General features: G+C 42.8%; 23 protein-coding genes. 14 read left to right on the top strand and 9 right to left on the bottom strand.

Features of this window, described 5'->3' with window-relative positions; translation table 11 throughout:
• Positions 1 to 62: 62 nt before the first annotated feature.
• Together C1G53_RS09925 and C1G53_RS09920 are read left to right on the top strand one after the other, a co-directional pair.
• Positions 63 to 725, top strand: coding sequence for a type II CAAX endopeptidase family protein (locus tag C1G53_RS09925; protein WP_105118529.1), 663 nt, complete (start codon positions 63 to 65; stop codon positions 723 to 725).
• A gap of 58 nt (positions 726 to 783) precedes the next feature.
• Positions 784 to 1,452, top strand: a complete 669-nt coding sequence (locus C1G53_RS09920; RefSeq protein ID WP_105118528.1) for a CPBP family intramembrane glutamic endopeptidase — start codon at positions 784 to 786, stop codon at positions 1,450 to 1,452.
• Between the two features lie 45 nt (positions 1,453 to 1,497).
• On the opposite strand, the gene C1G53_RS09915 is transcribed toward C1G53_RS09920, so the two are convergent.
• The 7 genes from C1G53_RS09915 to C1G53_RS09885 form a co-directional block, all read right to left on the bottom strand.
• Positions 1,498 to 1,713, bottom strand: a complete 216-nt coding sequence (locus C1G53_RS09915; protein WP_105118527.1) for a PspC domain-containing protein — start codon at positions 1,711 to 1,713, stop codon at positions 1,498 to 1,500.
• A gap of 11 nt (positions 1,714 to 1,724) precedes the next feature.
• Positions 1,725 to 2,999 (bottom strand): serine--tRNA ligase, encoded by a 1,275-nt coding sequence (serS, locus tag C1G53_RS09910; RefSeq protein ID WP_105118526.1) that lies wholly within the window; start codon positions 2,997 to 2,999, stop codon positions 1,725 to 1,727.
• Between the two features lie 214 nt (positions 3,000 to 3,213).
• Positions 3,214 to 3,588, bottom strand: coding sequence for a DUF956 family protein (locus tag C1G53_RS09905; RefSeq protein ID WP_105118525.1), 375 nt, complete (start codon positions 3,586 to 3,588; stop codon positions 3,214 to 3,216).
• A 63-nt stretch (positions 3,589 to 3,651) separates the two neighbouring features.
• On the bottom strand, positions 3,652 to 4,563 hold the full coding sequence (locus C1G53_RS09900) for a PTS system mannose/fructose/sorbose family transporter subunit IID (protein WP_105118524.1): 912 nt from the start codon (positions 4,561 to 4,563) through the stop codon (positions 3,652 to 3,654).
• A gap of 21 nt (positions 4,564 to 4,584) precedes the next feature.
• Entirely contained in the window at positions 4,585 to 5,391 is an 807-nt protein-coding gene (locus tag C1G53_RS09895) for a PTS mannose/fructose/sorbose transporter subunit IIC (protein WP_105118523.1), read from the bottom strand.
• 49 nt (positions 5,392 to 5,440) lie between these two features.
• A complete protein-coding gene (locus C1G53_RS09890) occupies positions 5,441 to 6,430 on the bottom strand; it encodes a PTS sugar transporter subunit IIB (RefSeq protein WP_105118522.1) in 990 nt (329 codons plus the stop codon).
• Positions 6,431 to 6,651: 221 nt separating this feature from the next.
• Entirely contained in the window at positions 6,652 to 7,464 is an 813-nt protein-coding gene (locus C1G53_RS09885) for a Cof-type HAD-IIB family hydrolase (protein WP_105118595.1), read from the bottom strand.
• A gap of 229 nt (positions 7,465 to 7,693) precedes the next feature.
• Between C1G53_RS09885 and C1G53_RS09880 the strand changes: the two genes are divergently transcribed.
• Positions 7,694 to 9,154: an NCS2 family permease gene (locus C1G53_RS09880; RefSeq protein ID WP_105118521.1), complete on the top strand. Its 1,461-nt coding sequence runs from the start codon at positions 7,694 to 7,696 to the stop codon at positions 9,152 to 9,154.
• Between the two features lie 415 nt (positions 9,155 to 9,569).
• Positions 9,570 to 9,776, top strand: a complete 207-nt coding sequence (locus C1G53_RS09875) for a hypothetical protein (protein ID WP_105118520.1) — start codon at positions 9,570 to 9,572, stop codon at positions 9,774 to 9,776.
• A gap of 26 nt (positions 9,777 to 9,802) precedes the next feature.
• On the opposite strand, the gene metF is transcribed toward C1G53_RS09875, so the two are convergent.
• Together metF and metE are read right to left on the bottom strand one after the other, a co-directional pair.
• A complete protein-coding gene (gene metF / locus C1G53_RS09870) occupies positions 9,803 to 10,690 on the bottom strand; it encodes a methylenetetrahydrofolate reductase [NAD(P)H] (RefSeq protein ID WP_105118519.1) in 888 nt (295 codons plus the stop codon).
• Positions 10,691 to 10,693: 3 nt separating this feature from the next.
• Complete coding sequence (metE, locus tag C1G53_RS09865; RefSeq protein ID WP_105118518.1) at positions 10,694 to 12,943, bottom strand: 5-methyltetrahydropteroyltriglutamate--homocysteine S-methyltransferase; 2,250 nt, start codon at positions 12,941 to 12,943, stop codon at positions 10,694 to 10,696.
• A gap of 374 nt (positions 12,944 to 13,317) precedes the next feature.
• Here metE and C1G53_RS09860 point away from each other — a divergent pair, with 374 nt between their 5' ends.
• From C1G53_RS09860 to C1G53_RS13100, 10 genes are all read left to right on the top strand, one after another.
• On the top strand, positions 13,318 to 14,007 hold the full coding sequence (locus C1G53_RS09860) for a gamma-glutamyl-gamma-aminobutyrate hydrolase family protein (protein ID WP_105118517.1): 690 nt from the start codon (positions 13,318 to 13,320) through the stop codon (positions 14,005 to 14,007).
• 157 nt (positions 14,008 to 14,164) lie between these two features.
• A complete protein-coding gene (locus C1G53_RS09855; protein ID WP_105118516.1) occupies positions 14,165 to 15,019 on the top strand; it encodes a MetQ/NlpA family ABC transporter substrate-binding protein in 855 nt (284 codons plus the stop codon).
• 138 nt (positions 15,020 to 15,157) lie between these two features.
• On the top strand, positions 15,158 to 16,525 hold the full coding sequence (locus tag C1G53_RS09850; RefSeq protein WP_105118515.1) for a M20/M25/M40 family metallo-hydrolase: 1,368 nt from the start codon (positions 15,158 to 15,160) through the stop codon (positions 16,523 to 16,525).
• Positions 16,518 to 17,582, top strand: coding sequence for a methionine ABC transporter ATP-binding protein (locus C1G53_RS09845; protein ID WP_105118514.1), 1,065 nt, complete (start codon positions 16,518 to 16,520; stop codon positions 17,580 to 17,582). The genes C1G53_RS09850 and C1G53_RS09845 overlap by 8 nt, the downstream gene beginning before the upstream one ends.
• Positions 17,583 to 18,275 carry a methionine ABC transporter permease gene (locus C1G53_RS09840; RefSeq protein ID WP_105118513.1) on the top strand — a complete coding sequence of 231 codons (693 nt, stop codon included), beginning with the start codon at positions 17,583 to 17,585 and terminating at the stop codon, positions 18,273 to 18,275.
• A gap of 181 nt (positions 18,276 to 18,456) precedes the next feature.
• On the top strand, positions 18,457 to 19,161 hold the full coding sequence (locus tag C1G53_RS09835; protein WP_105118512.1) for a B3/4 domain-containing protein: 705 nt from the start codon (positions 18,457 to 18,459) through the stop codon (positions 19,159 to 19,161).
• 463 nt (positions 19,162 to 19,624) lie between these two features.
• Positions 19,625 to 20,542 (top strand): glycine--tRNA ligase subunit alpha, encoded by a 918-nt coding sequence (gene glyQ, locus C1G53_RS09830; RefSeq protein WP_002939388.1) that lies wholly within the window; start codon positions 19,625 to 19,627, stop codon positions 20,540 to 20,542.
• Positions 20,542 to 22,578, top strand: coding sequence for a glycine--tRNA ligase subunit beta (glyS, locus tag C1G53_RS09825; RefSeq protein ID WP_105118511.1), 2,037 nt, complete (start codon positions 20,542 to 20,544; stop codon positions 22,576 to 22,578). The genes glyQ and glyS overlap by 1 nt, the downstream gene beginning before the upstream one ends.
• A gap of 9 nt (positions 22,579 to 22,587) precedes the next feature.
• Complete coding sequence (locus C1G53_RS09820; protein ID WP_002939394.1) at positions 22,588 to 22,845, top strand: DUF896 family protein; 258 nt, start codon at positions 22,588 to 22,590, stop codon at positions 22,843 to 22,845.
• Positions 22,846 to 22,926: 81 nt separating this feature from the next.
• Positions 22,927 to 23,082, top strand: coding sequence for a hypothetical protein (locus C1G53_RS13100; RefSeq protein WP_161941407.1), 156 nt, complete (start codon positions 22,927 to 22,929; stop codon positions 23,080 to 23,082).
• Positions 23,083 to 23,157: the final 75 nt, after the last annotated feature.

The following is a 23,157-nucleotide window of genomic DNA, read 5'->3' as shown; positions in this document are numbered from 1 at the left end:
ATAATAAATTCTGTAGCGACGAGCTATACTTGTGTGCTGTTTTATTAGAGTAGGAGGATGATATGAAAACATTTAGTCAACGATTGAAATGGCTTGGTCGAAAACTTTGGCTTTTGGTGAGAGTGCTTGGCTTGTTAGTCCTTGCTGTTATTCCGATTGTAATATTGAATAGCTCTGTCGCGCAAGTCGCGCAATGGGCTGCTGGTTTGGTATCACTGGTTTTGATTGTTTTTATGTACTGGCGAGCTGAGAGGAATGGCCTCGCTATTTGGAATAGGAACATCTTGACCTGGAAGGGCTTTGGACTGGTAGCACTAACATTTTCAGGGATTTATTTAAGTAAAAAACTAGGTTATGTTATCATGGATCTTCAAGGAATTGAGGATACCGCTAATCAGCTGTATATTGAAATGATTTTGGAGAAAATACCAGCTTGGTTAGCCTTCATAAATTTTGTATGTCTACCTGCTATTTCAGAAGAAATAATTGTTAGAGGTTATCTGTTCAAGAAGTTATTTGAAAAGTACAAGGTTTTGGGAATTGTAGTCTCTGGTTTGATTTTTGCCCTCTTACACGGACCAACGGACTTGGGCTCTTGGGTTTTGTATTCTCTTCCGGGTTTCCTATATGGCTACCTGTATTATAAGACAGATTATCTTGTCTATCCCATGGCAGTTCATTTTATCAATAATGCTTGGGCCTTTTTGGCTTACTATTATCTATAGTTTTTGAGCAGGAAGGTATAGACATGGACTATATGAAGAAGTGGTTAGGAGTTTGGAAATGCTAGAAACATTCAGTCAAAAATTAGAGTGGTTTTGTCGGAAAATCTGGATTTTACTGCTGGCCTTTCTATTGTTGCTTATCGATCATATTCCAATTTCCATATTGGAACAATCCACCTCGCCAGTCGCTCAATGGACTGCAGGCCTATCTTCTATTGGAATAATGGTCTTTATGTGTTGGTTGGCAGAAAGGAAAGGGCTAGCCATTTGGGATAGAAAAATCTTAACTTGGAAGGGTCTGGGTATTGTTCTCTTAACCTATAGTGTGGCCCAGTTGTTCAAGTATCTCGGGCAGTTTATCATGGACCTTCAAGGGATTGAAGATACCGCTAATCAGATTGGCATTGAAAAGCTGTTACAAACAATCCCATTTTGGTTAGCCTTTGTAAGAATAGCCTGTCAGGCAGCCATTACCGAGGAAATCATTGTCAGAGGCTATCTATTCAAAAAGTTATTTGAAAAGCACAAGATACTAGGAATTGTAGTATCTGGTTTGATTTTTGCCGTCTTACATGGACCGACAGATTTGGGTTCTTGGATCATTTATGCCAGCCCAGGATTTTTAATGGCTTACCTCTACTACAAGACAGATTACCTCATCTACCCCATGGCAGTGCATTTTATCAATAATGCCTGGTCGGTAGTGGCTTTCTACTATTTTCAATAAGGGAAACGAAAAGACGATTCCGTTCGGAGTCGTCTTTTGTGTGCTTTAGGTGAGTTCAGACTTGTCTGGTAAAAGTATAGCCAGAATGATGTAGGCAGTTAGAAAGGGTAGGTTGGTCACAATAGCTAATATAATGACCACTAAACGAACGTTCTCTAATTTCCAACCGTAGTTTTCATATAGGTCAAAGTAGTCATAAAGTCCTGCGATAACGCCAGCCAGTTCACCACGACTTTTGTCCTTATACCATTTCTTGTTCATATTCCTTACCTCTAAGGCTTAATCACGTCAACCCCACCCATGTATGGACGGAGAACTTCTGGAATAGTGACAGAGCCGTCTTCGTTTTGGTAGTTTTCAAGAATGGCAGCTACGGTACGACCAACTGCTAGACCAGAACCGTTGAGGGTGTGGAGCAATTTGACCTTGCCGTCAGCAGCATCGCGGTAGCGGATTTGAGCGCGACGGGCTTGGAAATCCTCAGTATTTGAACAGCTAGAGATTTCACGGTAGGCATTTTGGGCAGGGATCCAGACCTCCAAGTCATAGGTCTTAGCAGCTGAGAAGCCCATATCTCCTGTACAGAGGGCCAAAACGCGGTAAGGCAAGCCTAGTTTTTGGAGAATATTCTCTGCGTTTGCTGTCATTTTTTCCAATTCATCATAAGACTGTTCTGGTGTGGCAAATTTGACCATTTCAACCTTGTGGAATTGGTGAAGGCGGATCAGACCACGGGTGTCACGACCAGCAGAACCTGCTTCAGAACGGAAAGATGGGCTCATGGCTGTGAAGTAGATTGGCAGGTCTTTTTCTTCCAAAATCTCGTTGCGGTAGTAGTTGGTCAATGGTACTTCCGCAGTTGGGATGAGGACGAAGTTAGTGTCTGCCAACTCAAAAGTATCTTCCTTGAACTTAGGATACTGACCAGTACCAAACATAGAGTCGTGGTTGACCATGTAAGGTGTGATGATTTCCTGATAGCCTTCTGCGATATGCTCGTCCAACATGAAGTTGTAGAGGGCACGCTCCAAGCGGGCACCTAAGTTCTTGTAGAAGAGGAAGCGGGCTCCGGTTACTTTTGCCCCACGTTCCCAGTCCAAAATATCCAGGTCTTCGCCCAAGTCCCAGTGAGCTTTTGGTTCGAAGCTAAATTCCCGAGGAGTACCCCAACGGCGAACTTCCACGTTTTCTTCTTCATCTGCCCCAACAGGAACAGAATCGTGCGGCGTATTTGGAAGAACTGCAAGGATGGCATTTAGTTTTTCATCAATTTCCAAGAGTTGAGCATCCAAGTTTTTTACATCGGCAGACAATTTTTGCATAGCCGCAATCCTGTCATCAGCATTTTCCTTGTTGCGTTTTGCTTGAGCAATCTCGGCAGAAACGGTGTTGCGCTCTGCTTTTAATTCTTCTACAGTAACCAAGATTTCGCGGCGTTTAGCATCCAAGTCCTTGATGTTTGCCAAGGTTTCAGCAGCCACACCACGAGTAGCAAGTTTAGCAGCCACTCCCTCAAAATCTGTACGAATACGTTTGATATCTAGCATAGTTGTCTCCTTTAGAATAAAAAACACAGAATGAGAGATGCTGGAGCGATATTTACCGCGGTTCCATCCAGCTTCACATTCTGTGCACTTTAAGTATGTCATTTTTAGCCAACGGTAGAATTTCATATCCTTTGTTTATCTGCTCACAGCGACCGCAGACTTTCTGAAAAACGCCTGATACTACTTATCCGTTTGTCTTATTATACTTGATTTTTTATTTTTTTGCAAATAGATTTGAGATTTTCTGTCCTAGAATTTGCAGGAGAGTTGGCAGTTTGACAACTTTCTCATTGCCAATATGTTCACGAGCAATTTTTAGGATTTTACCAGAATCTTTAGAAGCAAACAGGAACTTGCCACTATCAGTATAGACTTCGAAGTGGCGACTGATTTTCTTGTTGGAAACATTGGCACCGATTTGATCGATAGATGTCCAAGGAATTTGAACGTAATTTTCAACGTTGTTATCAGCATAAAATTCCAGAGCTTGATCACCTAGCAGGAACTTGCCAACCGTTCCACCTGCAAGACTGAGATAGGAAACGCCTGTTGTGGATAGTTCGACGTGTTTGTTTAATGATTGTGCCATAGTTACCTCATTTCTTGTTTAATTATACCATAAAACCCCGCATGAGCGGGGTTTCTTAATGGATTACATAATTCCAAGTAGGCGAGCTGCGATACCGAATGCGAACAAACCAACGATGATAGTGATTGGAGAAACTTTTTTCTTCAACAACCACATACATAGGAAGGTAAGAAGCAAGTGCATGAAGCCTGGGATAAGACCGTCCAAGTTTTGTTGGAAAGTAGTAACTTTAGTTGGAGTTTGTGACAAACCTTGACCAACCAATTCAAAGGCTTTTTGGATACCTTCGTAGCCTTCTGGCAATTTATCCCACTCGATGTAGGCACCTTCTGAGAGTGGAACTTCAGAAACCGTGAAGTTGAAGCCGATAGATACCCAACGTTGAGCAAGTACGGCAAGGATGAACATACCGAGGATAGAAGCCCCTTTAGTGATGTCTTGGAGGATACCACCTGACATATCTTTAGTGATTTCTTTACCTGATTTGTAACCAAACTCTTGAGTGTACCATAGGAAGCTCATACGGATAGCGTTCCAAAGACCGAAGAAGAGGATTGGGCCAAGGATGTTACCTGACACAGCAAGTGAAGCACCTAGGGCACCGAGGATAGGACGTACTGTAAACCAGAATACTGGGTCACCGATACCAGCGAGAGGTCCCATCATACCGATTTTCACACCTTGGATAGCAGCGTCATCGATGTCAGCACCGTTTGCACGCTCTTCTTCAAGGGCAAGTGTTACACCGACGATAGGTGCAGCAACGTATGGGTGTGTGTTAAAGAATTCCATGTGGCGTTTAAGAGCCGCAATTTGATCTTCTTTCTTAGTGTAAAGTTTTTTGATAGCTGGAACCATTGTGTAAGCCCAACCCAAGTTTTGCATACGCTCAAAGTTCCATGATGCTTGAAGGAAGGTTGAACGCCAGCAAATCGCTTTACGATCTTTTACTGAAAGTTGAATTTTTTCTGTCATGATTGTGTTCTTCCTTTCTTCTTAGTAGTCTTCTAGGATGTCGCCGATTGGATCGTTAGAACCAGCTCCGCCACCGTTTCCACCTTTTTTAGAAAGGTTAAGGTAGATGAAGGCAAGAGATACACCGATAGCACCAAGAGCGATAAGTGTCAATTGGCTAACAGCAGCAAGAGCGAAACCGATAGCGAAGAATGGCCATACTTCACGAGTAGCCATCATGTTGATAACCATAGCGAAACCTACGGCAACAACCATACCACCACCGACGTTCATACCGCCTGACAACCAAGCTGGCATAGATTCAAGAGCAGCTTGAACAGCCTCAGTTGGGATAGCAAGAAGAAGGGCAGCAGGAACAGCAATACGAAGACCTTGAAGTGAAAGAGCGATCAAGTGGTAGCGCTCAAGTGCACCAAAATCACCGCGTTCTGCAGCAGCGTCAGCACCGTGTACAAGGGCAACAGATGCAGTACGCACAAGCATTGTAAGGAAAAGACCTGCAACAGCAAGAGGGATAGCAAGACCTTGAGCAACTGAGATAGCAGTTGCTGAGAAGTCACCACCCTTAATCAAGATGATAGCGGCAGCAACAGAAGCAAGGGCAGCGTCTGGTGCAATCGCAGCACCGATGTTTGACCAGCCAAGAGCAACAAGTTGGAGAGTTCCTCCAAGCATAACACCAGCTGTTAGGTTACCGGTAACAAGACCGATGAGGGTACATGCAACGATTGGTTGATGGAATTGGAATTGGTCAAGGACACCTTCCATACCTGCAAGAAAGGCCACAAAAACGACCAAAATTGCAGAAATAATTGAAATATCTGACATATTTATAATCCTTTCATATTTCTGATAATCACACAGTGTTAATCAGTTATTATTTAACATCTGCCTTGTTAATCAAGTCAAACAAATCTTTTGGTGAATCGTTTGGAACTTTACGGACATCGAATTTGACACCAAGTTCACGCAAGCGTTCAAAGGTTGCAACATCGTCCTTATCCATAGAAAGAACAGTGTTCACCATTGTTTTACCTGTTGAGTGAGCCATAGAACCAACGTTCAATTCCTTGATTTCTACGCCACCTTCGATTGCTTCAAGAGCTTCTTGAGGTGTTTCAAAGAGAATCAAAGCGTGTGTGTTACCGAAGCGAGGATCTTTAGAAACCTCAATCAGTTTCTTGATAGGAACAACGTTTGCTTTAACGTTTCCTGGAGCCGCTTGCTTGATCAATTGCTTACGAAGGTCGTCTTGTGCAACTGTATCTGAAGCGACGATGATACGGTCAGCCTTAGAAGCTGGAGTCCAAGCAGTAGCGACCTGACCATGCAAGAGACGAGTATCGATACGAGCTAAGTTGATTTTCAACTTACCATCTCCGATAACAGTCCCTGGAGGGATTGCTCCTTTAGGTGCTTGAGCAGCACTTGCAGCTGGAGCAGCCTCAGCTGGTTGAAGTTCTTCTGGAAGAACCTTGATACCATCTTTGGCTTCCTTGATAATGTTTGCGGCAACCTTTTCAACTCCTGCAGATGCATCCATTAGACGCTCTGTGTAGGCTTGAATTAGCATTGGCAAGTTAAGTCCAGTGATGATGGCAAATTTACGGTCTGGACGTTCGCCAGCAACGCGACTTGCTTGGTTAAATGGAGAACCACTCCAAAGGTCCGCCAATACCAACACTTCATCATCAGCATCGAATGAGTCAACAGCTGCATTGAGCTTAGCATATAAATCATCTGGTCCTTCACTTGGCATAAAAGTTACAACTTGAACTTTTTCTTGTTCGCCAAAAATCATTTGACCAGACTGATGAATGCCAGCTGCAAATTCACCATGACTTGCAATAATGATTCCAATACTCATTATTGTTCCCCCTAAATTTTTTCTAGTTCCTTTGAAATGTAAAACTAATGAATGGGCTTACATTTCCTTGAACTTGTATATTATAAAACGTTTTCATGTAATTTGTCAAGCAAATTTGTGTTAAAAACAGAAAAAATTTCCGAAATTTTTACATACTCTTTTCAGAAATCTGTTGCTGGCTATGCAAAACAAAAGAAAAAAACTGCAGACGCAGTTCTTTCTTATAGAAATAATTTTTCTAGTTCTTTGGCAACCCCATCTTCAACATTTGTAAATTCAGTCAAGCGGTCTGCGTGGGGACGAAGGGTATCACTACAGTTTTTCATGGCATAGCTAATGCCAGCCAGTTCCAGCATTTCGACATCATTGTGCTCATCTCCGAAAGCGACTAGATCGCTCGGACTGGCTTGGAAGAGGTTTAAGACATAGCTAAGGGCGGTAGCTTTATTAACTCCTTTAGCACAAGTTTCTAGAATATTTAAGGGACCTCCCCAAGTATTGATTTCCAGTTCATCATTGAAGTAGGCCTTCATTTCCTTGGCAAGCTGATACTTATCTGTAGCCCGTGTTTGCATGAGGATAGAGTGGGGATCGCTGGTAATCAGCTCAGGTTTAATGAGTGTGTCTGGTGTAATTTGCTCAACTCCCATGAGGGAAGGGTCGATTTTATCTAAATGTTTTTGCGTAATGAAGAATTTATTTTTGTATTCTCCTGCGATAAAGTCTGCTTCAAACCGCTCCTCTTCCTTCAAAAAATCGAGTAGGTATTTTTTATCAATAAGAATATTCTTTTCCCACGCCCATTTTTTTCCTGGGAGATGAATGAGGGAACCATTGAAGTTAATCATGGGCGTATCTAGCTCTAATTGGTTGTAAAATTGCTCTGCCATACGATAGGGACGACCTGTAGCAATCAAAACGGTATGTCCAGCCTCTTTTACTTTTTTAATAGTAGAAACTGTGTAGTCACTTAGTTGACTATCTTGATTTAGTAAGGTACCATCTAGGTCAATGGAAATAATTTTTTTCTTCATACTTGTCTTATCCTTTTTGAAACTAATAAGTTCCAGTATAGCAAAATGCCTGTAGAAAAGCAAAAAGCTAATCGTTTTTAGGATGTGAAGCAAAATCAATAGAAAATGTTCGTTAAAAACGAACATTATTTGAGAAAATAACGTTTTCATACACGAATTGCTTGAAGTATAAAAGCGATTTGTATATAATAGCTATATCGTTCGTAAATAAAAGGAGAATAATTGAAAAATGGAACAGTTTTTTAAACTAAAAGAACATGGAACGACCGTTTCTACTGAAATTATGGCTGGTCTTACGACTTTCTTCGCCATGAGCTATATTTTGTTTGTTAACCCAAGCATCCTCAGTGTTGCTGGTATGCCAACTCAGGCAGTATTCTTGGCAACCATCATTGCCAGCGCGGTTTCAACGCTTGTTATGGGCCTATTTGCAAATGTTCCTTATGCCTTGGCACCAGGGATGGGCTTGAACGCTTTCTTTACCTATACAGTTGTTATCGGTCTTGGTTTTACTTGGCAAGAAGCTTTGGCTATGGTTTTCCTCTGTGGTTTATTCAATATCTTTATTACAGTTACTAAGGTCCGTAAGAGCATCATTAAGGCTATTCCTATTAGCTTGCAACACGCTATCGGTGGTGGTATCGGTGTATTCGTTGCCTACCTTGGTTTCAAGAACTCTAACTTGATTACCTTCTTGACTTCTGGTTCAGATATTATTACTGTTAACGGGGTTGCTCCTGCAGATGCTACAGCAGAAACTTTCGCAAATGGGGTCTTCTCAGTTTTTGCTGGTGGTGGTGTCGTACCTGGTATTTCAACCTTTACTGATCCAAGTGTTCTCTTGACTGTTTTCGGTCTTCTCTTGACAGCTGTCTTGGTTATTAAAAATGTTCGTGGTGCGATTTTGATTGGTATCCTTGCGACAACTTTGGCAGGTATTCCAGCAGGTGTTGTAGACCTTTCTACAATTGACTTGGCTAATAACAATATTGGAACTGCCTTTGCAGAATTGGGTACAACTTTCCTAGCAGCCTTCGGTGGTTTGTCTTCTCTCTTTGCTGATTCAAGCCGTCTTCCACTTGTTTTGATGACTATCTTTGCCTTCAGCTTGTCAGATACCTTTGATACACTCGGTACCTTTATCGGTACTGGTCGTAAGACAGGTATCTTCTCAGAAGAAGATGAGAAAGCTCTTGAAAATGGTACTGGATTTAACTCTAAGATGGATAGAGCGCTCTTTGCTGATGCTATCGGTACTTCAATTGGTGCTATTTTCGGTACATCTAATACAACGACTTATGTTGAGTCTGCGGCAGGTATCTCTGCGGGTGGTCGTACTGGTTTGACAGCTGTTACGACAGCAGTTCTATTCTTGCTTTCAATCCTTATCTTGCCATTTATCGGTATTGTACCAGCAGCTGCAACAGCTCCAGCCTTGATTATCGTCGGTGTTATGATGGTTTCATCATTCCTTGATGTTGATTGGAGTCACTTTGAAGATGCGCTTCCAGCCTTCTTTGCAGCCTTCTTCATGGCACTTTGCTTCTCTATCTCATACGGTATTGCAGCAGCCTTCATCTTCTATTGCTTGGTAAAAATTTCAACTGGTAAAACAAAAGAAATTCACCCAATCCTTTGGGGAGCAACTGCCCTCTTCATTCTTAACTTTATCATTCTTGCCTTCTTATAAGAAGATAAACAACTAACATTTATTTATCTGAGCTGACTGCTTTAAGTGGTCAGCTTTTGTGTTTGCTTATTATTTGTTCGAGAAGAAGTAGTCATTTCGGTTAGCGAAGGCTTCTAGTTACTGTTCTCGATTAGGTAGACTTTAGTGCAAGTTATCGCTATTTAGTTTTCTCTTTATTGCTATAATATTTCTTGTATTATCACCTGTCAATATCAGATTGGAGTTTGCAACTTTGTTTCTCTATCTCCGATCTCTTAACCTTGTTTGCGAGTTTTTGGCTTGGATAAAACCAATCCTTGGACACTTTATCCTACCGAATTTTGAACTTGCCTTGTTGTACTCTGTCAAATAGAGGCTGTTCAAGACATCTAATGGGCTGTTTCAAATTCACCTATAAATATGAAAGAATTGATTTATGTCAGTGGAATTTGATGAAGAGGGCCTCAAAAACATTATCTATATTTTGGGGAGTGAGAAGGGTTTAGGAAGTGTTGGCAAATTTTTCTTCCTGATACTGCTAGGAATGGCATTTGTCTGTCTATTTTATTCGAATGCCTATCACTTATCTCAATCATATTTGGGTTTCTTGCCATCGAAAAAAGACTTGGAAGGTGTCTTCTAAAACACTTTTCAAGTCTTCTTGGTGTTCTATCTACCAGTTACGCTTGATAAATTTCCTTGGTAGTGGTTAAAGAGAGAGTGTGTAGCCTTGTGGATATAACGGGCAGTTTCCGCGTTGTTCATGGTGTAGAGGTGGACACCAGCTACATCGTTGGTCACTAGGTCGACAATCTGATCAACTGCGTAAGCCAAGCCTGCTGCACGTAGTGACTCAGGATTGTGCTCATATTTTTCTAAGATAGCTTTGAACTTGCGTGGCAAGCGAATGTTCTCGCAGGTTTTCAAGAGACGAAGTGCCTGATTCCTGTTGATGATAGGCATAATACCTGCGATAATCGGCACTTCGATGTCCGCTAGCGAACATTTCTCTTGAAAGTCATAGAAGGCTTCGTTATCAAAGAAGAGCTGGGTTACCAAGCTTGAGCATCCTGCATCAACCTTCTTTTTCAAATTTTTGATGTCAGTTACAGAGTTTTGGGACTCAGGGTGTACTTCTGGATAACAAGCTCCAATGATATCAAAGTGGGGAGCCTCATGTTTGATGAAGGAAACGAGATCCGTTGCATATTGGAAGTCCTCTTTGGGTGGAAGTCCATCGATAATATCTCCACGCAGTGCTAAAATCTGATGCACTCCGACCTCATCAAGTGATTGAAGGACAGATTTGACCTTTTCTTTGGTCAAATAGGCTGCTGGTAGGTGGGCAATGGTTGGAATGCCCAACTCGTTGCGGACATGGTTGACCAGGCGAACAGTGGTTTCTTCAATATTGAGGTTGTTATTACTACAGGTAACACTGATAAAATGAGGGGCCAAACCCTGCATCTGATCAAGGGTTTGGATAATCTTTTCATTGCCTACTTCTGGTTTTGGAGGGAAAATTTCAAATGATAGACTTGGGGTTTGACCGATCATAAATTAGAGTTCCTTTCTGGCTGCCTTAGCTGCTTGGGTCAAGTGGATAAGGCTAGCTTTTGTTTCTGATTCGCCACGCGTTTTAAGACCGCAGTCTGGGTTAATCCAAACTTTTTCTTTCGGTACTTTGGCAAGGATGGCTTGGATAGTGTGTGCAATTTCATCAACTGCAGGGACACGTGGAGAGTGGATGTCATAGACACCAGGACCTACCTGAGTTTGGAAGTTCTTAGCCTTGAGTTCATCGAGGATGACTAGATTTGAACGGCTAGCTTCAAAGGAGATAACATCCGCATCCATGTTGTCGATAGCAGGAATGATGTCTGTAAATTCGCTATAGCACATGTGGGTATGGATTTGTGTGTCTGGCGCAACAGTTGAGTGAACCAAACGGAAGGCTGGAATTGCCCAGTCAAGATACTCGCTGTACCAGTCGCTACGACGGAGTGGCAATTTTTCACGAAGTGCTGCTTCGTCGATTTGGATAATCTTGATACCTGCTGCTTCAAGGTCGAGAACTTCTTCCTTGATAGCAAGGGCAATTTGAAGAGTTGATTCTTTGATAGAGATATCTTCACGCGGGAATGACCAGTTGAGGATGGTTACAGGACCTGTCAACATGCCTTTGACTGGTTTATTGGTACGGCTTTGTGCGTAGCTTGACCATTTGACAGTAATTGGGTTCAAGCGTGTCACATCGCCCCAGATGATTGGTGGTTTAACTCCACGCATACCGTAGGATTGTACCCAACCGTTTTTACTGAAGAGGTAGCCAGACAAGTTTTCACCGAAGTATTCTACCATGTCGTTACGCTCGAATTCACCGTGTACAAGCACGTCGAAATCAACTTCTTCCTGCCAAGCAATCCATTCATCTGTTTGCGCTTTGACAAATGTATCGTATTCTTCTTCTGAGATATTTCCTTTGCGGAAAGCTAAACGGGTACTACGGACATCCTTGGTTTGAGGGAAGGATCCGATAGTAGTTGTTGGAAGAAGGGGTAGGTTCAATTTTTCACGTTGAATAGCCTCACGTTCTGCAAAGACAGGCAGGCGAGTGTAGTCTGCGTCTGTCAAACCTGCCAAACGATCAGCAAGTGCTGCATCACGACCAACACGTTCAAGGGCAAAGAGTTCCTTATTGGCTGCAAGAGCTGCATCTCCTTGACCATTTTGGATAGCATCTAAGTCACGCAATTCGCTCAATTTTTCAACTGCAAAAGCGAAGTGGTTGAGGATAGCTGGTTCAAATTCTTCATTGGCTGTTGTAAATGGTACATGAAGTAGAGAGCAAGAAGTTGTCAAGACAAGATTTTCAGCAGGGATGGCATCGAGTACAGCCAGGCTCTTTTCATAATTGTTGCGCCAGATGTTCTTACCGTTGACGATACCTGCATAGAGCGTTTTATCAGCTGGGAAGCCTGTTGCCACAAGGGCAGCCGTTTCCTTACCTTCTACAAAATCAAGACCGATGGCATCGACTGGTAGGTTGGTCAATTCTGTGTAAATATCACGAACATCACCGAAGTAGGTTTGGATGAGGACTTGCAAGCCTTTTTTATCTGCCAAGAGTGTTTGGTAGATGTTTAGGAAAAGTGCTTTTTCTTCTGCAGTCAAGTCCTTGACCAAGCTAGGCTCGTCTAACTGGATTTTTTCCGCACCGAGCTCTGCCAATTTTTCAAAGACTTGTCCGTAGGCTGCAACTAAGCTGTCAGCGAAATCAGTAGCAGTCGTACCTTCTTCGAAATCTGTCAATTGCAAGAGAGTGAATGGACCGATCAAAACTGGACGAGTAGTGATGCCCAAGTCTTTTGCTTCTTGGAACTCATCGAAAATCTTATGACCTGCTAGTTTAATCTCTGTGTCTTTTTCGATGGCAGGAACGATATAGTGGTAGTTGGTGTTGAACCATTTTTTCATGGGTCTAGCACGAACGTCACCTTTTTCACCTTGATAGCCACGCGCAAGGGCAAAGTATTTTTCAAGGTCTGTCAATTCAAGCTCCTGAACTGCTTTGGGTACGATATTGAAGAGGACAGCTGCATCCAAAACATTGTCATAGTGAGAGAAGTCGTTGCTTGGGATTTCAGTAATGCCTGCTTCTTTAACAATAGTCCAGTGCTTGGCACGCAAGTCTTTAGCTGCCGTCAAAAGTTCTTCCTGTGGAATTTTATTTCTAAAGTATTTTTCAGTGATAAATTTTAATTCGCGGTTTTCTCCGATACGTGGGAAGCCGATAATAGTTGTCGTCATGGGATTTCCTCCAAAAATATTTCTATGCTTTTATCCTAACAGAAAAAATCCCACTTGTATAATTGGAAAAAATTAGGGTATGTTATAAGTTTTGGCTATAACAAACTGGAACGAGATGGGTTTAGACACTATTTCTTCTATATAAAAGCCTGAAATACGGCTATTTATTCCTATCGCATTTTTGGGTCTTGGAACTGGTATAGTTTTTTCTTATGTGGGAGATAGGTTTTATCTATGAGATGGTAGAGGGAATTAAAATTATGATTTATATGTATCCTTGATAAATATTTTTTAATCGGTCTATAAAACTTCTATATTAGACAGACTTGGCTGGTCGTGTTACAATGTAGAAAATCACAGAAAGGAGTTTTTTTATGGGAAAGGTGATTATTGGTATTTCAGGCAATGAGCAAGAATTTCCAACAAAATCTGGTCGCGTTTATGTAACGGTAGCGCGTGAATTGGCAGATAGTGTCCGTCAGGCTGGTGGTGTGCCACTGGTCATTCCCATGGGAACTCCTGACTTAGCCAAGGATTATATCGATATGATTGATAAGTTGATTTTATCCGGTGGTCAGCATGTGGATCCAAGTTTGTATGGTCAAAAACGTTTGATAGATAGTGAGGATTACCTCTTGGAGCGGGATGAGTTTGAATTGGCCTTGATTAAGGAAGCAATTCGGCAAGGAAAACCAATTTTTGCAGTCTGCCGAGGGATGCAGTTGCTCAATGTTGCTTTAGGTGGAAGTTTGGAACAGGAAGTGGCTGACCATTGGCAAGAGGATATAGAAGGAACTTCGCATCGTTTGCAGGTTAAACCTAAAAGTCGTGTCAGTCAATTGTTCGCACAGGGCAGTCAAATCAATTCCTTTCATCATCAACGGATCAAGGATTTGGCGCCAGGCTTAGTGGCAACTGGACTAGATCCACGAGATGGGACCATTGAGGTCTATGAAAGCAAGGGCAAACAGGCCTTGTTTGGTATTCAATGGCACCCAGAGTTTTTATACAAGGATTGCAAGCAGCACAGAGATTTGTTTCAGTATTTGGTGGATGTGTTTTAAGAGGGAAATGACTTCCCTCTTTTTATTATCAATCCTTATAATTGCAAGGGTATTTGTTATAAGTAAAAGTTATAACATTCTATAAAAAAAGCCAATTAGCCAGATAGTCTTTTCTGTGTTAAGATAGTTTCAGTTCAAAAATTAAGGAGATATTCTTATGAAATTAAAAAAATTGTTTAGTTTAGCAGCAGCTGCCTTGTCAGTAGGTGTTCTTGCTGCGTGTGGTAGCTCAACTTCAAATGAGGCTGCAGGTTCAGCGACAACTGTTCGTGTTGGTGTGATGAGCTTGAGCGAATCAGAAGAAGCACGTTGGAACAAAATCCAAGAAATTCTTGGTGATGAAGTGAAATTGGAGTTCACTCAATTTACGGACTATTCACAGCCAAACAAGGCAGTAGCTGAAAATGAAGTAGACATCAACGCATTCCAGCACTACAACTTCTTGAATAACTGGAATCAAGAAAACGGTGAAGATTTGGTGGCTATTGCGGATACTTATATCTCACCAATCCGTCTTTACTCAGGTACAGCTGATGGTAAAAACAAGTACACGAAAGTGGAAGAAATTCCTGATGGTGCAGAAATTGCGGTTCCAAATGACCCAACAAACGAAAGCCGTGCCCTTTACCTTCTTCAAGCAGCAGGTTTGATCAAGGTTGGTGTATCTGGTACAGAATTGGCAACGATTGCTGACATTACTGAAAACAAGAAAAACTTGAAGATTACTGAGTTGGATGCGAGCCAAACAGCAAGCTCACTTAGCTCAGTTGATGCAGCGGTTGTAAACAACACTTTCGTATTGGAAGCTGGTTTGGATTACAAAAATGCCCTTTATAAAGAGCAAAAAGATGAAAACTCAGCACAATGGTATAACTTGATTGCGGCTCGTAGTGATTGGGAAAAATCAGAACAAGCTGAAGCGATTAAGAAAATCGTTGCTGCTTACCACACAGATGAAGTTCGTGAAGTTATTGAAACAACATCTGACGGTATGGATGAGCCAGTTTGGTAAAATGCAAATAGGTCGAGGACTGGACAGAATTGTTCAGCCCTCTATCTGTTTTTATAGAGATAAGACAATCTCTTAACTAAAGTTAGAAATAGTATAGTATTTTTGATTGTGGTTAGTAGATTGGATAGAGGAGAAGATATGTCAGAAGTGAAAATTCAAGCTTTTGAGCAAGATGCGATTATTCAGACCTATTTTGAAAAATTAAAAGTCTTGATTTCAAAGAAATCCATCTTTGCTCAACAGATTGGTTTACTGGATGTAGCCACTTATTTGAAAGAAATGTTTGAAGAGGCTGGGGCAACTGTTGTTTTAGATGACAGCTACGCAGCGCCATTTGTCATGGCTAGGTTTGAGGCAAGTGTTCCAAATGCCAAAACCTTGATTTTTTACAATCACTATGACACTGTTCCTGCTGATGCCGATCAGGTCTGGGAGAAGGGTAAACCCTTTGAATTGACTGTTTCTGATGGCTATATCTATGGTCGTGGGGTGGATGATGATAAGGGCCATATCACAGCTCGTCTGTCGGCCTTGAAAAAATATCAGTCTAGACAGAATGGCCATTTACCAGTCAATGTGATTTTTATTATGGAAGGGGCAGAGGAGTCAGCTTCTGTCGACTTGGATAAGTATCTTTCAAAATACAAAGAACACTTGATTGGTGCTGATTTGCTGGTCTGGGAGCAGGGGCATCGCAATAGCTTGCATCAGCTAGAAATTGCTGGGGGCAATAAGGGAATTGTGACCTTCGATCTTCAGGTTAAATCAGCTGACTTGGACATTCATTCTTCTTATGGAGGAGTTATTGATTCGGCAAGTTGGTATTTGTTGTCAGCTCTTCAATCCATGAGAGCGGCAGATGGACGAATCTTGGTAGATGGTATTTACGAACAAGTTCAAGAACCAAATGAACGTGAACTGGCCTTGGTGGAGGAATTTGCTCTTGCGACCAGTCAGTCTATGAAGGAGATTTATGGTCTAACACTGCCTACTTTGGTAGAGGAACGGCGCGAGTTTCTCAAGCGTTTATATTTTGAGCCTTCAATCACTATCGAAGGTTTATCGACAGGTTACCTTGGTCAAGGTGTCAAGACCATCATTCCAGCTCAGGCTTCTGCTAAGATGGAAGTTCGTTTGGTGCCAGGTTTGGACCCCCATGATGTTTTGGAAAAAATTCGTCAGCATTTAGCTAAGCATGGTTTTGAACAGGTAGAAGTTATCTTTACCTTGGGTGAAAAGAGTTATCGAAGTGATATGTCAGCTCCAGCCATTGTCAATGTGATTGAATTGGCTAAAAAGTTGACCCCAGAGGGTGTGGCAGTTTTACCTACCTCGCCAGGTACTGGACCAATGCACACCGTCTTTCATGCTTTAGGAGTACCGATTGCGGGCTTTGGTCTGGGTAATGCCAACAGTCGTGACCATGCAGGTGATGAGAATGTCAGCATTGCTGACTACTATAGCCATGTTGAATTAGTAGAGGAGTTAATAGCAAGTTATGAGTAAGGAAATGATTAAGCTAGATAATATTGATGTAACTTTCCAGCAGAAAAAACGGACCATTGAAGCGGTCAAGGATGTGACCATTCATATCAATCAAGGGGATATTTACGGTATCGTAGGGTATTCTGGAGCTGGTAAATCTACCCTTGTCCGCGTCATCAATTTATTGCAGGTGCCGTCTGCGGGTAAGATTACCGTTGATGAAGATGTGATTTACGAGGGGGACAAGGTTACTCTGACCCCAGCTCAATTGCGAAGCAAACGTCGTGAGATTGGCATGATTTTCCAGCATTTCAATCTGATGGCGCAGATGACGGCAGAAGAAAACGTAGCCTTTGCCCTTAAGCATTCGGGTTTGAGCAAGGAAGAGAAGAAGGAAAAAGTAGCCAAACTCTTGGACTTGGTTGGGCTTTCTGACCGTGCTGAAAACTATCCAGCTCAGTTGTCCGGTGGTCAAAAGCAACGTGTTGCCATTGCGCGTGCCTTGGCAAATGATCCTAAAATCTTGATTTCAGATGAGTCAACTTCTGCCTTGGATCCGAAAACGACTAAGCAAATTTTAGCACTCTTGCAGGAATTGAATGAAAAATTGGGCTTGACCATTGTAATGATCACCCATGAGATGCAGATTGTAAAAGATATTTGTAACCGTGTGGCTGTTATGCAGGATGGTCGCTTGATTGAAGAGGGATCGGTGTTAGAAATCTTCTCACATCCAGAAGAAGAATTGACTCAGGATTTCATCAAAACAGCAACAGGAATTGATGAGGCCTTGGTGAAAATTTACCAGCAGGATATTGTTCAGAATTTACCTGAAAATAGCATTTTAGTACAACTCAAGTATGCTGGTTCCAATACGGATACGGCGATTGTCAATGACTTATATAAATTCTATCAAGTGTCTGCCAATATTTTGTATGGTAATATTGAGATATTGGACCATACGCCAGTCGGTGAAATGGTAGTCATTCTCTCAGGAGAACCTGGACAGTTACACCGTGCTTTAGAAGCTGTGACAGAGGCCCGTGTAGAAGTGACGATTTTGAAAGGAGCGAACTAGATGTTAGAATGGATTCAAACGAATTTTCCAGATATTTATAAATTGGGCTGGGATGGTCAGACAGGTTGGTTAACACATTTTAATTTGACTCTTTATATGACCTTTGTTTCCTTTGCTTTTGGTGGTTTTATGGGCTTGGTATCCGGTTTGTTCTTAGTTCTGACAGGTCCACGTGGGGTCATTGCTAATAAGACTGCCTACTGGATTTTGGACAAGGTGGCTTCGATTTTCCGTGCCATTCCCTTTATTATCTTGTTGGCGGCGATTTCTCCCTTAACCAAAATTATTGTTGGCAAAACCATTGGTACAGAGGCAGCCTTGGTGCCTCTAGCCCTGTCAGTCTTTCCTTTCTTTGCCCGTCAGGTTGAAGTGGTCTTGTCAGAATTGGACCGTGGTGTCATTGAGGCAGCTCAGGCATCAGGTGCGACTTTCTGGGATATAGTCCTTGTCTATCTGCGTGAGGGACTGCCTGACTTGATTCGTGTGACAACCTTGACCCTGGTTTCATTGGTGGGCTACACTGCCATGGCAGGAGCCATCGGAGCAGGTGGTTTGGGGCAGGTTGCACTATCCTACGGTTACCTGCGCTACAATGATGATGTGACCTTTTTAGCAACTCTTTTGATTTTGGTTATCATCTTTGCCATTCAATTCATTGGTGATTTCTTGACCAGAAAGATTAGTCATAGATAGAAATATTGCCGTGTTTTTTCAAATTTTGGAAAGTCCTTGACTTATTTAAAGCATTTTTATACAATAAATTTAATTAAATAAACACTGCCATCGGGTAGTCATGCAACAGCATTTTATGAACATCGTTAGGTCTTAGAAGATGTTCATAGGGTGCTGATTTTTCTATAAAAGGAGTGAGAATATGTCACAATTTATTGTTGATTCATCGTTTTGGAGTTTATTTCCAGATGCAAAAATAGGAGTGCTATTATTGAAGGGGTATAAAACGCCGGCGCAATCACCTGATGAATTAGTGAAATTACTGGAAGAAAGCAACGGAATTGCCCAGAAATTTCTTACGGAAGATACCTTTAGTGAGAACGAGGTCATTCGTACATATCGTCAAGCCTATCAAAAATTTAAAACAAAAAAAGGCGCACGTTCTAGTATCGAAGCCCTTTTGAAGCGTTCTGCTAGTGACCGTCCAGTTTCAACTATCTCTCCGCTAGTGGATATCTATAATGCGGCAAGTTTGCGTTTCGGTCTTCCATGTGGTGCTGAAGATTTAGATACATTTGTAGGCGATCTTCAACTAACGGTCACTGAGGGTGGGGATGAATTCTATCTCATTGGTGATGAAACCAATAATCCAACTCTACCAGGGGAAGTTTGCTACAAGGATGATAAAGGAGCAGTTTGTCGCTGTTTCAACTGGCGTGATGGTGAGCGGACCATGATTACAGATAGCACGAAGAATGCTTTCTTGGTTATGGAACTGGTCAATTCTGATAGAGTAGAGGATTTGGAAAATGCCCTAGATTTTATCAGTCAACAGGCAGAAAAATTCTTGGGAGTATTGCCAGAAAAATATCTATTGGATTACAACAGTCCTACTATGGGTTTATAATCGGATAAATAGTGCTCTTTCTGGACAAAATATTCTTTTTCTGCTACAATACTAAGCATGAAAGAAGGTTGTTTCAAAAGCCTGTCTAGCGAGCTTGGGAGAGTGGAAGCCAAGCCAGTCTTGAAATAATTGGCGCTTTCCCAGTCGTGACCTCATCCGACTACTTATCAATCATATAAATGAAGTAATAAATTAGGGTGGAACCGCGTTCTCAACGCCCCTATGTCTGCTGACAGGGGAAGAGAATGTGGTTCTTTTTGTCTGTCTAACAAAAACGGAGAAAATATATGTCTAAAAAACTTACATTTCACATCGTCAGTGGCATCGTCTCCTTTCAGTCGAATTGCCACACGCTCATCGCTAGTGCGATTGAGCTAGACGCTGTACTAGTTCGCCTTTCCTAGCAATATCGGCTAGGAAGGCTCACGTCGCAAGATTATTTAAAATAGAAAGAAGGAAGAATATGTCTAAAAAACTTACCTTTCAGGAAATTATCCTGACTTTACAACAATTTTGGAATGAGCAGGGGTGCTTGCTCATGCAGGCCTATGATACGGAGAAGGGTGCGGGTACCATGAGTCCCTACACTTTCTTGCGTGCTATCGGTCCTGAGCCATGGAATGCGGCTTATGTAGAGCCATCTCGTCGTCCTGCGGATGGTCGTTACGGGGAAAACCCAAACCGTTTGTATCAGCACCACCAATTCCAAGTGGTCATGAAACCATCTCCATCTAATATCCAAGAACTCTACTTGGAATCTTTGGAGCGTTTGGGCATCAATCCTTTGGAACACGACATTCGTTTCGTTGAGGATAACTGGGAAAACCCATCAACAGGCTCAGCTGGTCTGGGCTGGGAAGTTTGGTTGGACGGTATGGAAATCACGCAGTTTACCTATTTCCAACAGGTTGGTGGTTTGGCGACAGGTCCTGTCACAGCCGAAGTAACCTATGGTTTGGAGCGTCTGGCTTCTTACATTCAAGAGGTTGACTCCGTTTACGATATCGAGTGGGCAGACGGTGTCAAATACGGTGAAATCTTTATCCAGCCAGAGTATGAGCATTCAAAATATTCCTTTGAAGTATCGGACCAAGATATGCTCCTTGAAAACTTCACTAAGTTTGAAAAAGAAGCAGAGCGCGCTCTGGAAGAAGGCTTGGTTCACCCAGCCTTTGACTATGTGCTCAAATGTTCTCATACCTTTAACCTGTTGGATGCGCGTGGAGCTGTGTCTGTAACCGAGCGTGCAGGCTACATTGCCCGTATCCGTAACCTTGCTCGTGTCGTTGCCAAGACCTTTGTGGCAGAGCGCAAGAAACTGGGCTTCCCACTTTTAGACGAAGCAACACGAGCAGAATTGTTGAAGGAGGACGCAGAATAATGACAAAGAATTTACTTGTTGAACTTGGCTTGGAAGAAATCCCTGCCTACATCGTAACCCCAGCCATGCACCAGTTGCGTGACCGCATGGCGACTTTTTTGGCAGACAACCGTTTGGCTTTTGATAGCATCGATATCTTTTCAACACCACGCCGTTTGGCTGTGCGTGTCCGTGGTTTGGCAGACCAGCAGACTGACTTGACGGAAGATTTCAAGGGTCCTGCTAAGAAAATTGCCTTGGACGCAGACGGAAACTTCACCAAGGCGGCTGAAGGTTTTGTCCGTGGCAAAGGCTTGACGACAGCGGACATCGAATTCCGCGAGATCAAGGGCGAAGAGTATGTCTATGTGACCAAACACGAAGCTGGTCAGCCAGCTAAGGCAGTCTTTGCGGGCATTCCAGAGGTCTTGAAGGCTATGACCTTCCCAGTCAGCATGAACTGGGCGTCCAACAAATTCTCCTACATCCGTCCTGTCCACACCTTGACGGTTCTCTTGGACGATGAGGCACTGGATATGGATTTCTTGGACATTACATCCGCTCGCATCAGCCGTGGTCATCGTTTCCTTGGAAATGAAACTGAGATTGCAAGTGCAGATTCTTACGAGGCAGACTTGCGTGAACAGTTTGTCATTACAGATCCTGCAGAGCGTCAAAATATGATTGTTGAGCAAATCAAGGCTATCGAGGACAAACACAATGTGACGGTTGAGATTGATGAAGATCTGCTCAATGAAGTTCTCAACCTGGTCGAGTACCCAACTGCCTTTATGGGCTCCTTTGATACCAAGTATTTGGAAGTGCCAGAAGAAGTCTTGGTGACTTCCATGAAAAACCACCAGCGCTACTTTGTGGTGCGTGATAAGTCTGGCAAACTCTTGCCAAACTTCATCTCCGTCCGCAACGGGAACGACCAGCACCTTGACAATGTCATCAAAGGAAATGAAAAAGTTTTGGTGGCTCGTCTGGAAGACGGTGAGTTCTTCTGGCGTGAGGACCAAAAACTCAAGATTGCCGACTTGGTAGAACGCCTCAAAGTCGTGACCTTCCATGAGAAAATCGGCTCACTTTACGAGCACATGGAACGCACCAAAGTTATCGCAGAAAAACTGGCTGACTTGGCAGGTTTGTCTGCAGATGAAAAATCGGATGTGGCACGTGCGGCGGACATCTACAAGTTTGACCTCTTGACAGGTATGGTCGGCGAGTTTGACGAATTACAAGGGATCATGGGTGAGAAGTATGCCCTGCTTGCAGGGGAAAAACCTGCGGTGGCAGTAGCTATCCGTGAGCACTATCTTCCTAACTCTGCAGAGGGCGAATTGCCTGAGAGCAAGGTTGGTGCGGTCTTGGCACTGGCTGACAAATTCGATACCCTTCTATCCTTCTTCTCAGTTGGTTTGATTCCGTCTGGCTCAAACGACCCTTACGCTCTTCGTCGTGCGACACAGGGTATCGTGCGGATTTTGGAAGCATTTGGTTGGGAAATTCCATTGGATCAGTTGATTGCGGAGCTCTACAGCTTGAACTTTGCTAGCTTGACCTATGACAACCAGCCAGCTGTGATGGACTTTATCCGTGCTCGTGTAGAGAAGATGATGGATAAGGCGATTCCGAAAGACATCCGTGAGGCTGTACTTGCCAGCTCAACCTTTGTGGTCAGACTACAACTGGCAGCCAGCTCTGCTATTTTCCAAAAATCAAAAGAGGCTGACTATAAGGAAGCCGTGGAAAACTTGTCACGTGTCTTCAACTTGGCTGAAAAGGCGGAGGCGACTGTCATTGATGAGGCCCTCTTCGAAAACGACCAGGAAAAAGCCCTTGCTGCTGCAGTGGCGAGCTTGGAGTTGACAGAAGACATGGCGGGCAACTTGGACAAGCTATTTGCTCTTAGCCCAGTCATCGCGGCCTTCTTCGACAATACCATGGTTATGGCAGATGACGCAGCAGTCAAAGCCAACCGCTTGGCTCTCTTGAAAGCTCTGGCGGATAAGGCAAGTGCTGTGGCGGTCTTCAATCTCTTGAATAGTAAGTAGGAGGCATTCATGGAACAAGCAAAAATCGATCGCATCAATGAACTGGCCCGCAAGAAAAAGGCGGAAGGCTTGACAGAGGAGGAGTTGCAGGAACAAGCAGCTCTTCGTGAGGAGTACATCGAGGGCTACCGCCGTAGCGTGCGTGCCCATATCGAAGGCATCAAGGTAGTCGATGAGGACGGTAATGATGTGACGCCTGAAAAACTTCGTCAAGTCCAACGTGAAAAAGGCTTGCATGGACGTAGTTTGGATGATCCAAATTCCTAAGAATAAGATTACTAAAAAAAACAAGCGAAGACTAGGTTTCCTAGTCTTTTTCTGTTATACTATATAAAACGGAGGTTTGCTATGAAGAGAGTATGGAATTGGTTTGTGATTGGGCTTTCTATCCTATTAAGTTTTGTTGGAGCATGTTATTGTTTCATTGGTATGGAGGAAGTGCTTCCTATTCAGTCGGATGAGGGCATCTTTTCTACCATTTGTCAAGTCTATCAAGGTATTTGATGAAAAATATGTTGAGTTCAATAGTCAAAATAAGAAAATTGTTTTCTTTTGGACTAAGGTTTCGTGTAAAAAAGA

The organism is Streptococcus suis, assembly GCF_002960445.1.
Taxonomy (GTDB): Bacteria; Bacillota; Bacilli; order Lactobacillales; family Streptococcaceae; genus Streptococcus; species Streptococcus hyiners.
The sequence above is the reverse complement of the archived record's forward strand: the minus strand, read 5'-3'. Positions and strand labels throughout refer to the sequence as shown.

Excerpts from the sequence above, each read along its gene's own strand:
- C1G53_RS09900 (WP_105118524.1), bottom strand. The coding sequence starts at position 4,563 with ATGACAGAAAAAATTCAACTTTCAGTAAAAGATCGTAAAGCGATTTGC.
- C1G53_RS09845 (WP_105118514.1), top strand. The coding sequence starts at position 16,518 with ATGAGTAAGGAAATGATTAAGCTAGATAATATTGATGTAACTTTCCAG.
- C1G53_RS09905 (WP_105118525.1), bottom strand. The coding sequence starts at position 3,588 with ATGGCACAATCATTAAACAAACACGTCGAACTATCCACAACAGGCGTT.
- C1G53_RS09860 (WP_105118517.1), top strand. The coding sequence starts at position 13,318 with ATGGGAAAGGTGATTATTGGTATTTCAGGCAATGAGCAAGAATTTCCA.
- C1G53_RS09895 (WP_105118523.1), bottom strand. The coding sequence starts at position 5,391 with ATGTCAGATATTTCAATTATTTCTGCAATTTTGGTCGTTTTTGTGGCC.
- C1G53_RS09880 (WP_105118521.1), top strand. The coding sequence starts at position 7,694 with ATGGAACAGTTTTTTAAACTAAAAGAACATGGAACGACCGTTTCTACT.
- C1G53_RS09875 (WP_105118520.1), top strand. The coding sequence starts at position 9,570 with ATGTCAGTGGAATTTGATGAAGAGGGCCTCAAAAACATTATCTATATT.
- metE (WP_105118518.1), bottom strand. The coding sequence starts at position 12,943 with ATGACGACAACTATTATCGGCTTCCCACGTATCGGAGAAAACCGCGAA.
- C1G53_RS09890 (WP_105118522.1), bottom strand. The coding sequence starts at position 6,430 with ATGAGTATTGGAATCATTATTGCAAGTCATGGTGAATTTGCAGCTGGC.
- C1G53_RS09835 (WP_105118512.1), top strand. The coding sequence starts at position 18,457 with ATGTCACAATTTATTGTTGATTCATCGTTTTGGAGTTTATTTCCAGAT.
- metF (WP_105118519.1), bottom strand. The coding sequence starts at position 10,690 with ATGATCGGTCAAACCCCAAGTCTATCATTTGAAATTTTCCCTCCAAAA.
- glyQ (WP_002939388.1), top strand. The coding sequence starts at position 19,625 with ATGTCTAAAAAACTTACCTTTCAGGAAATTATCCTGACTTTACAACAA.
- glyS (WP_105118511.1), top strand. The coding sequence starts at position 20,542 with ATGACAAAGAATTTACTTGTTGAACTTGGCTTGGAAGAAATCCCTGCC.
- serS (WP_105118526.1), bottom strand. The coding sequence starts at position 2,999 with ATGCTAGATATCAAACGTATTCGTACAGATTTTGAGGGAGTGGCTGCT.
- C1G53_RS09925 (WP_105118529.1), top strand. The coding sequence starts at position 63 with ATGAAAACATTTAGTCAACGATTGAAATGGCTTGGTCGAAAACTTTGG.
- C1G53_RS09920 (WP_105118528.1), top strand. The coding sequence starts at position 784 with ATGCTAGAAACATTCAGTCAAAAATTAGAGTGGTTTTGTCGGAAAATC.
- C1G53_RS09885 (WP_105118595.1), bottom strand. The coding sequence starts at position 7,464 with ATGAAGAAAAAAATTATTTCCATTGACCTAGATGGTACCTTACTAAAT.
- C1G53_RS09915 (WP_105118527.1), bottom strand. The coding sequence starts at position 1,713 with ATGAACAAGAAATGGTATAAGGACAAAAGTCGTGGTGAACTGGCTGGC.
- C1G53_RS09850 (WP_105118515.1), top strand. The coding sequence starts at position 15,158 with ATGTCAGAAGTGAAAATTCAAGCTTTTGAGCAAGATGCGATTATTCAG.
- C1G53_RS13100 (WP_161941407.1), top strand. The coding sequence starts at position 22,927 with ATGAAGAGAGTATGGAATTGGTTTGTGATTGGGCTTTCTATCCTATTA.
- C1G53_RS09820 (WP_002939394.1), top strand. The coding sequence starts at position 22,588 with ATGGAACAAGCAAAAATCGATCGCATCAATGAACTGGCCCGCAAGAAA.
- C1G53_RS09840 (WP_105118513.1), top strand. The coding sequence starts at position 17,583 with ATGTTAGAATGGATTCAAACGAATTTTCCAGATATTTATAAATTGGGC.
- C1G53_RS09855 (WP_105118516.1), top strand. The coding sequence starts at position 14,165 with ATGAAATTAAAAAAATTGTTTAGTTTAGCAGCAGCTGCCTTGTCAGTA.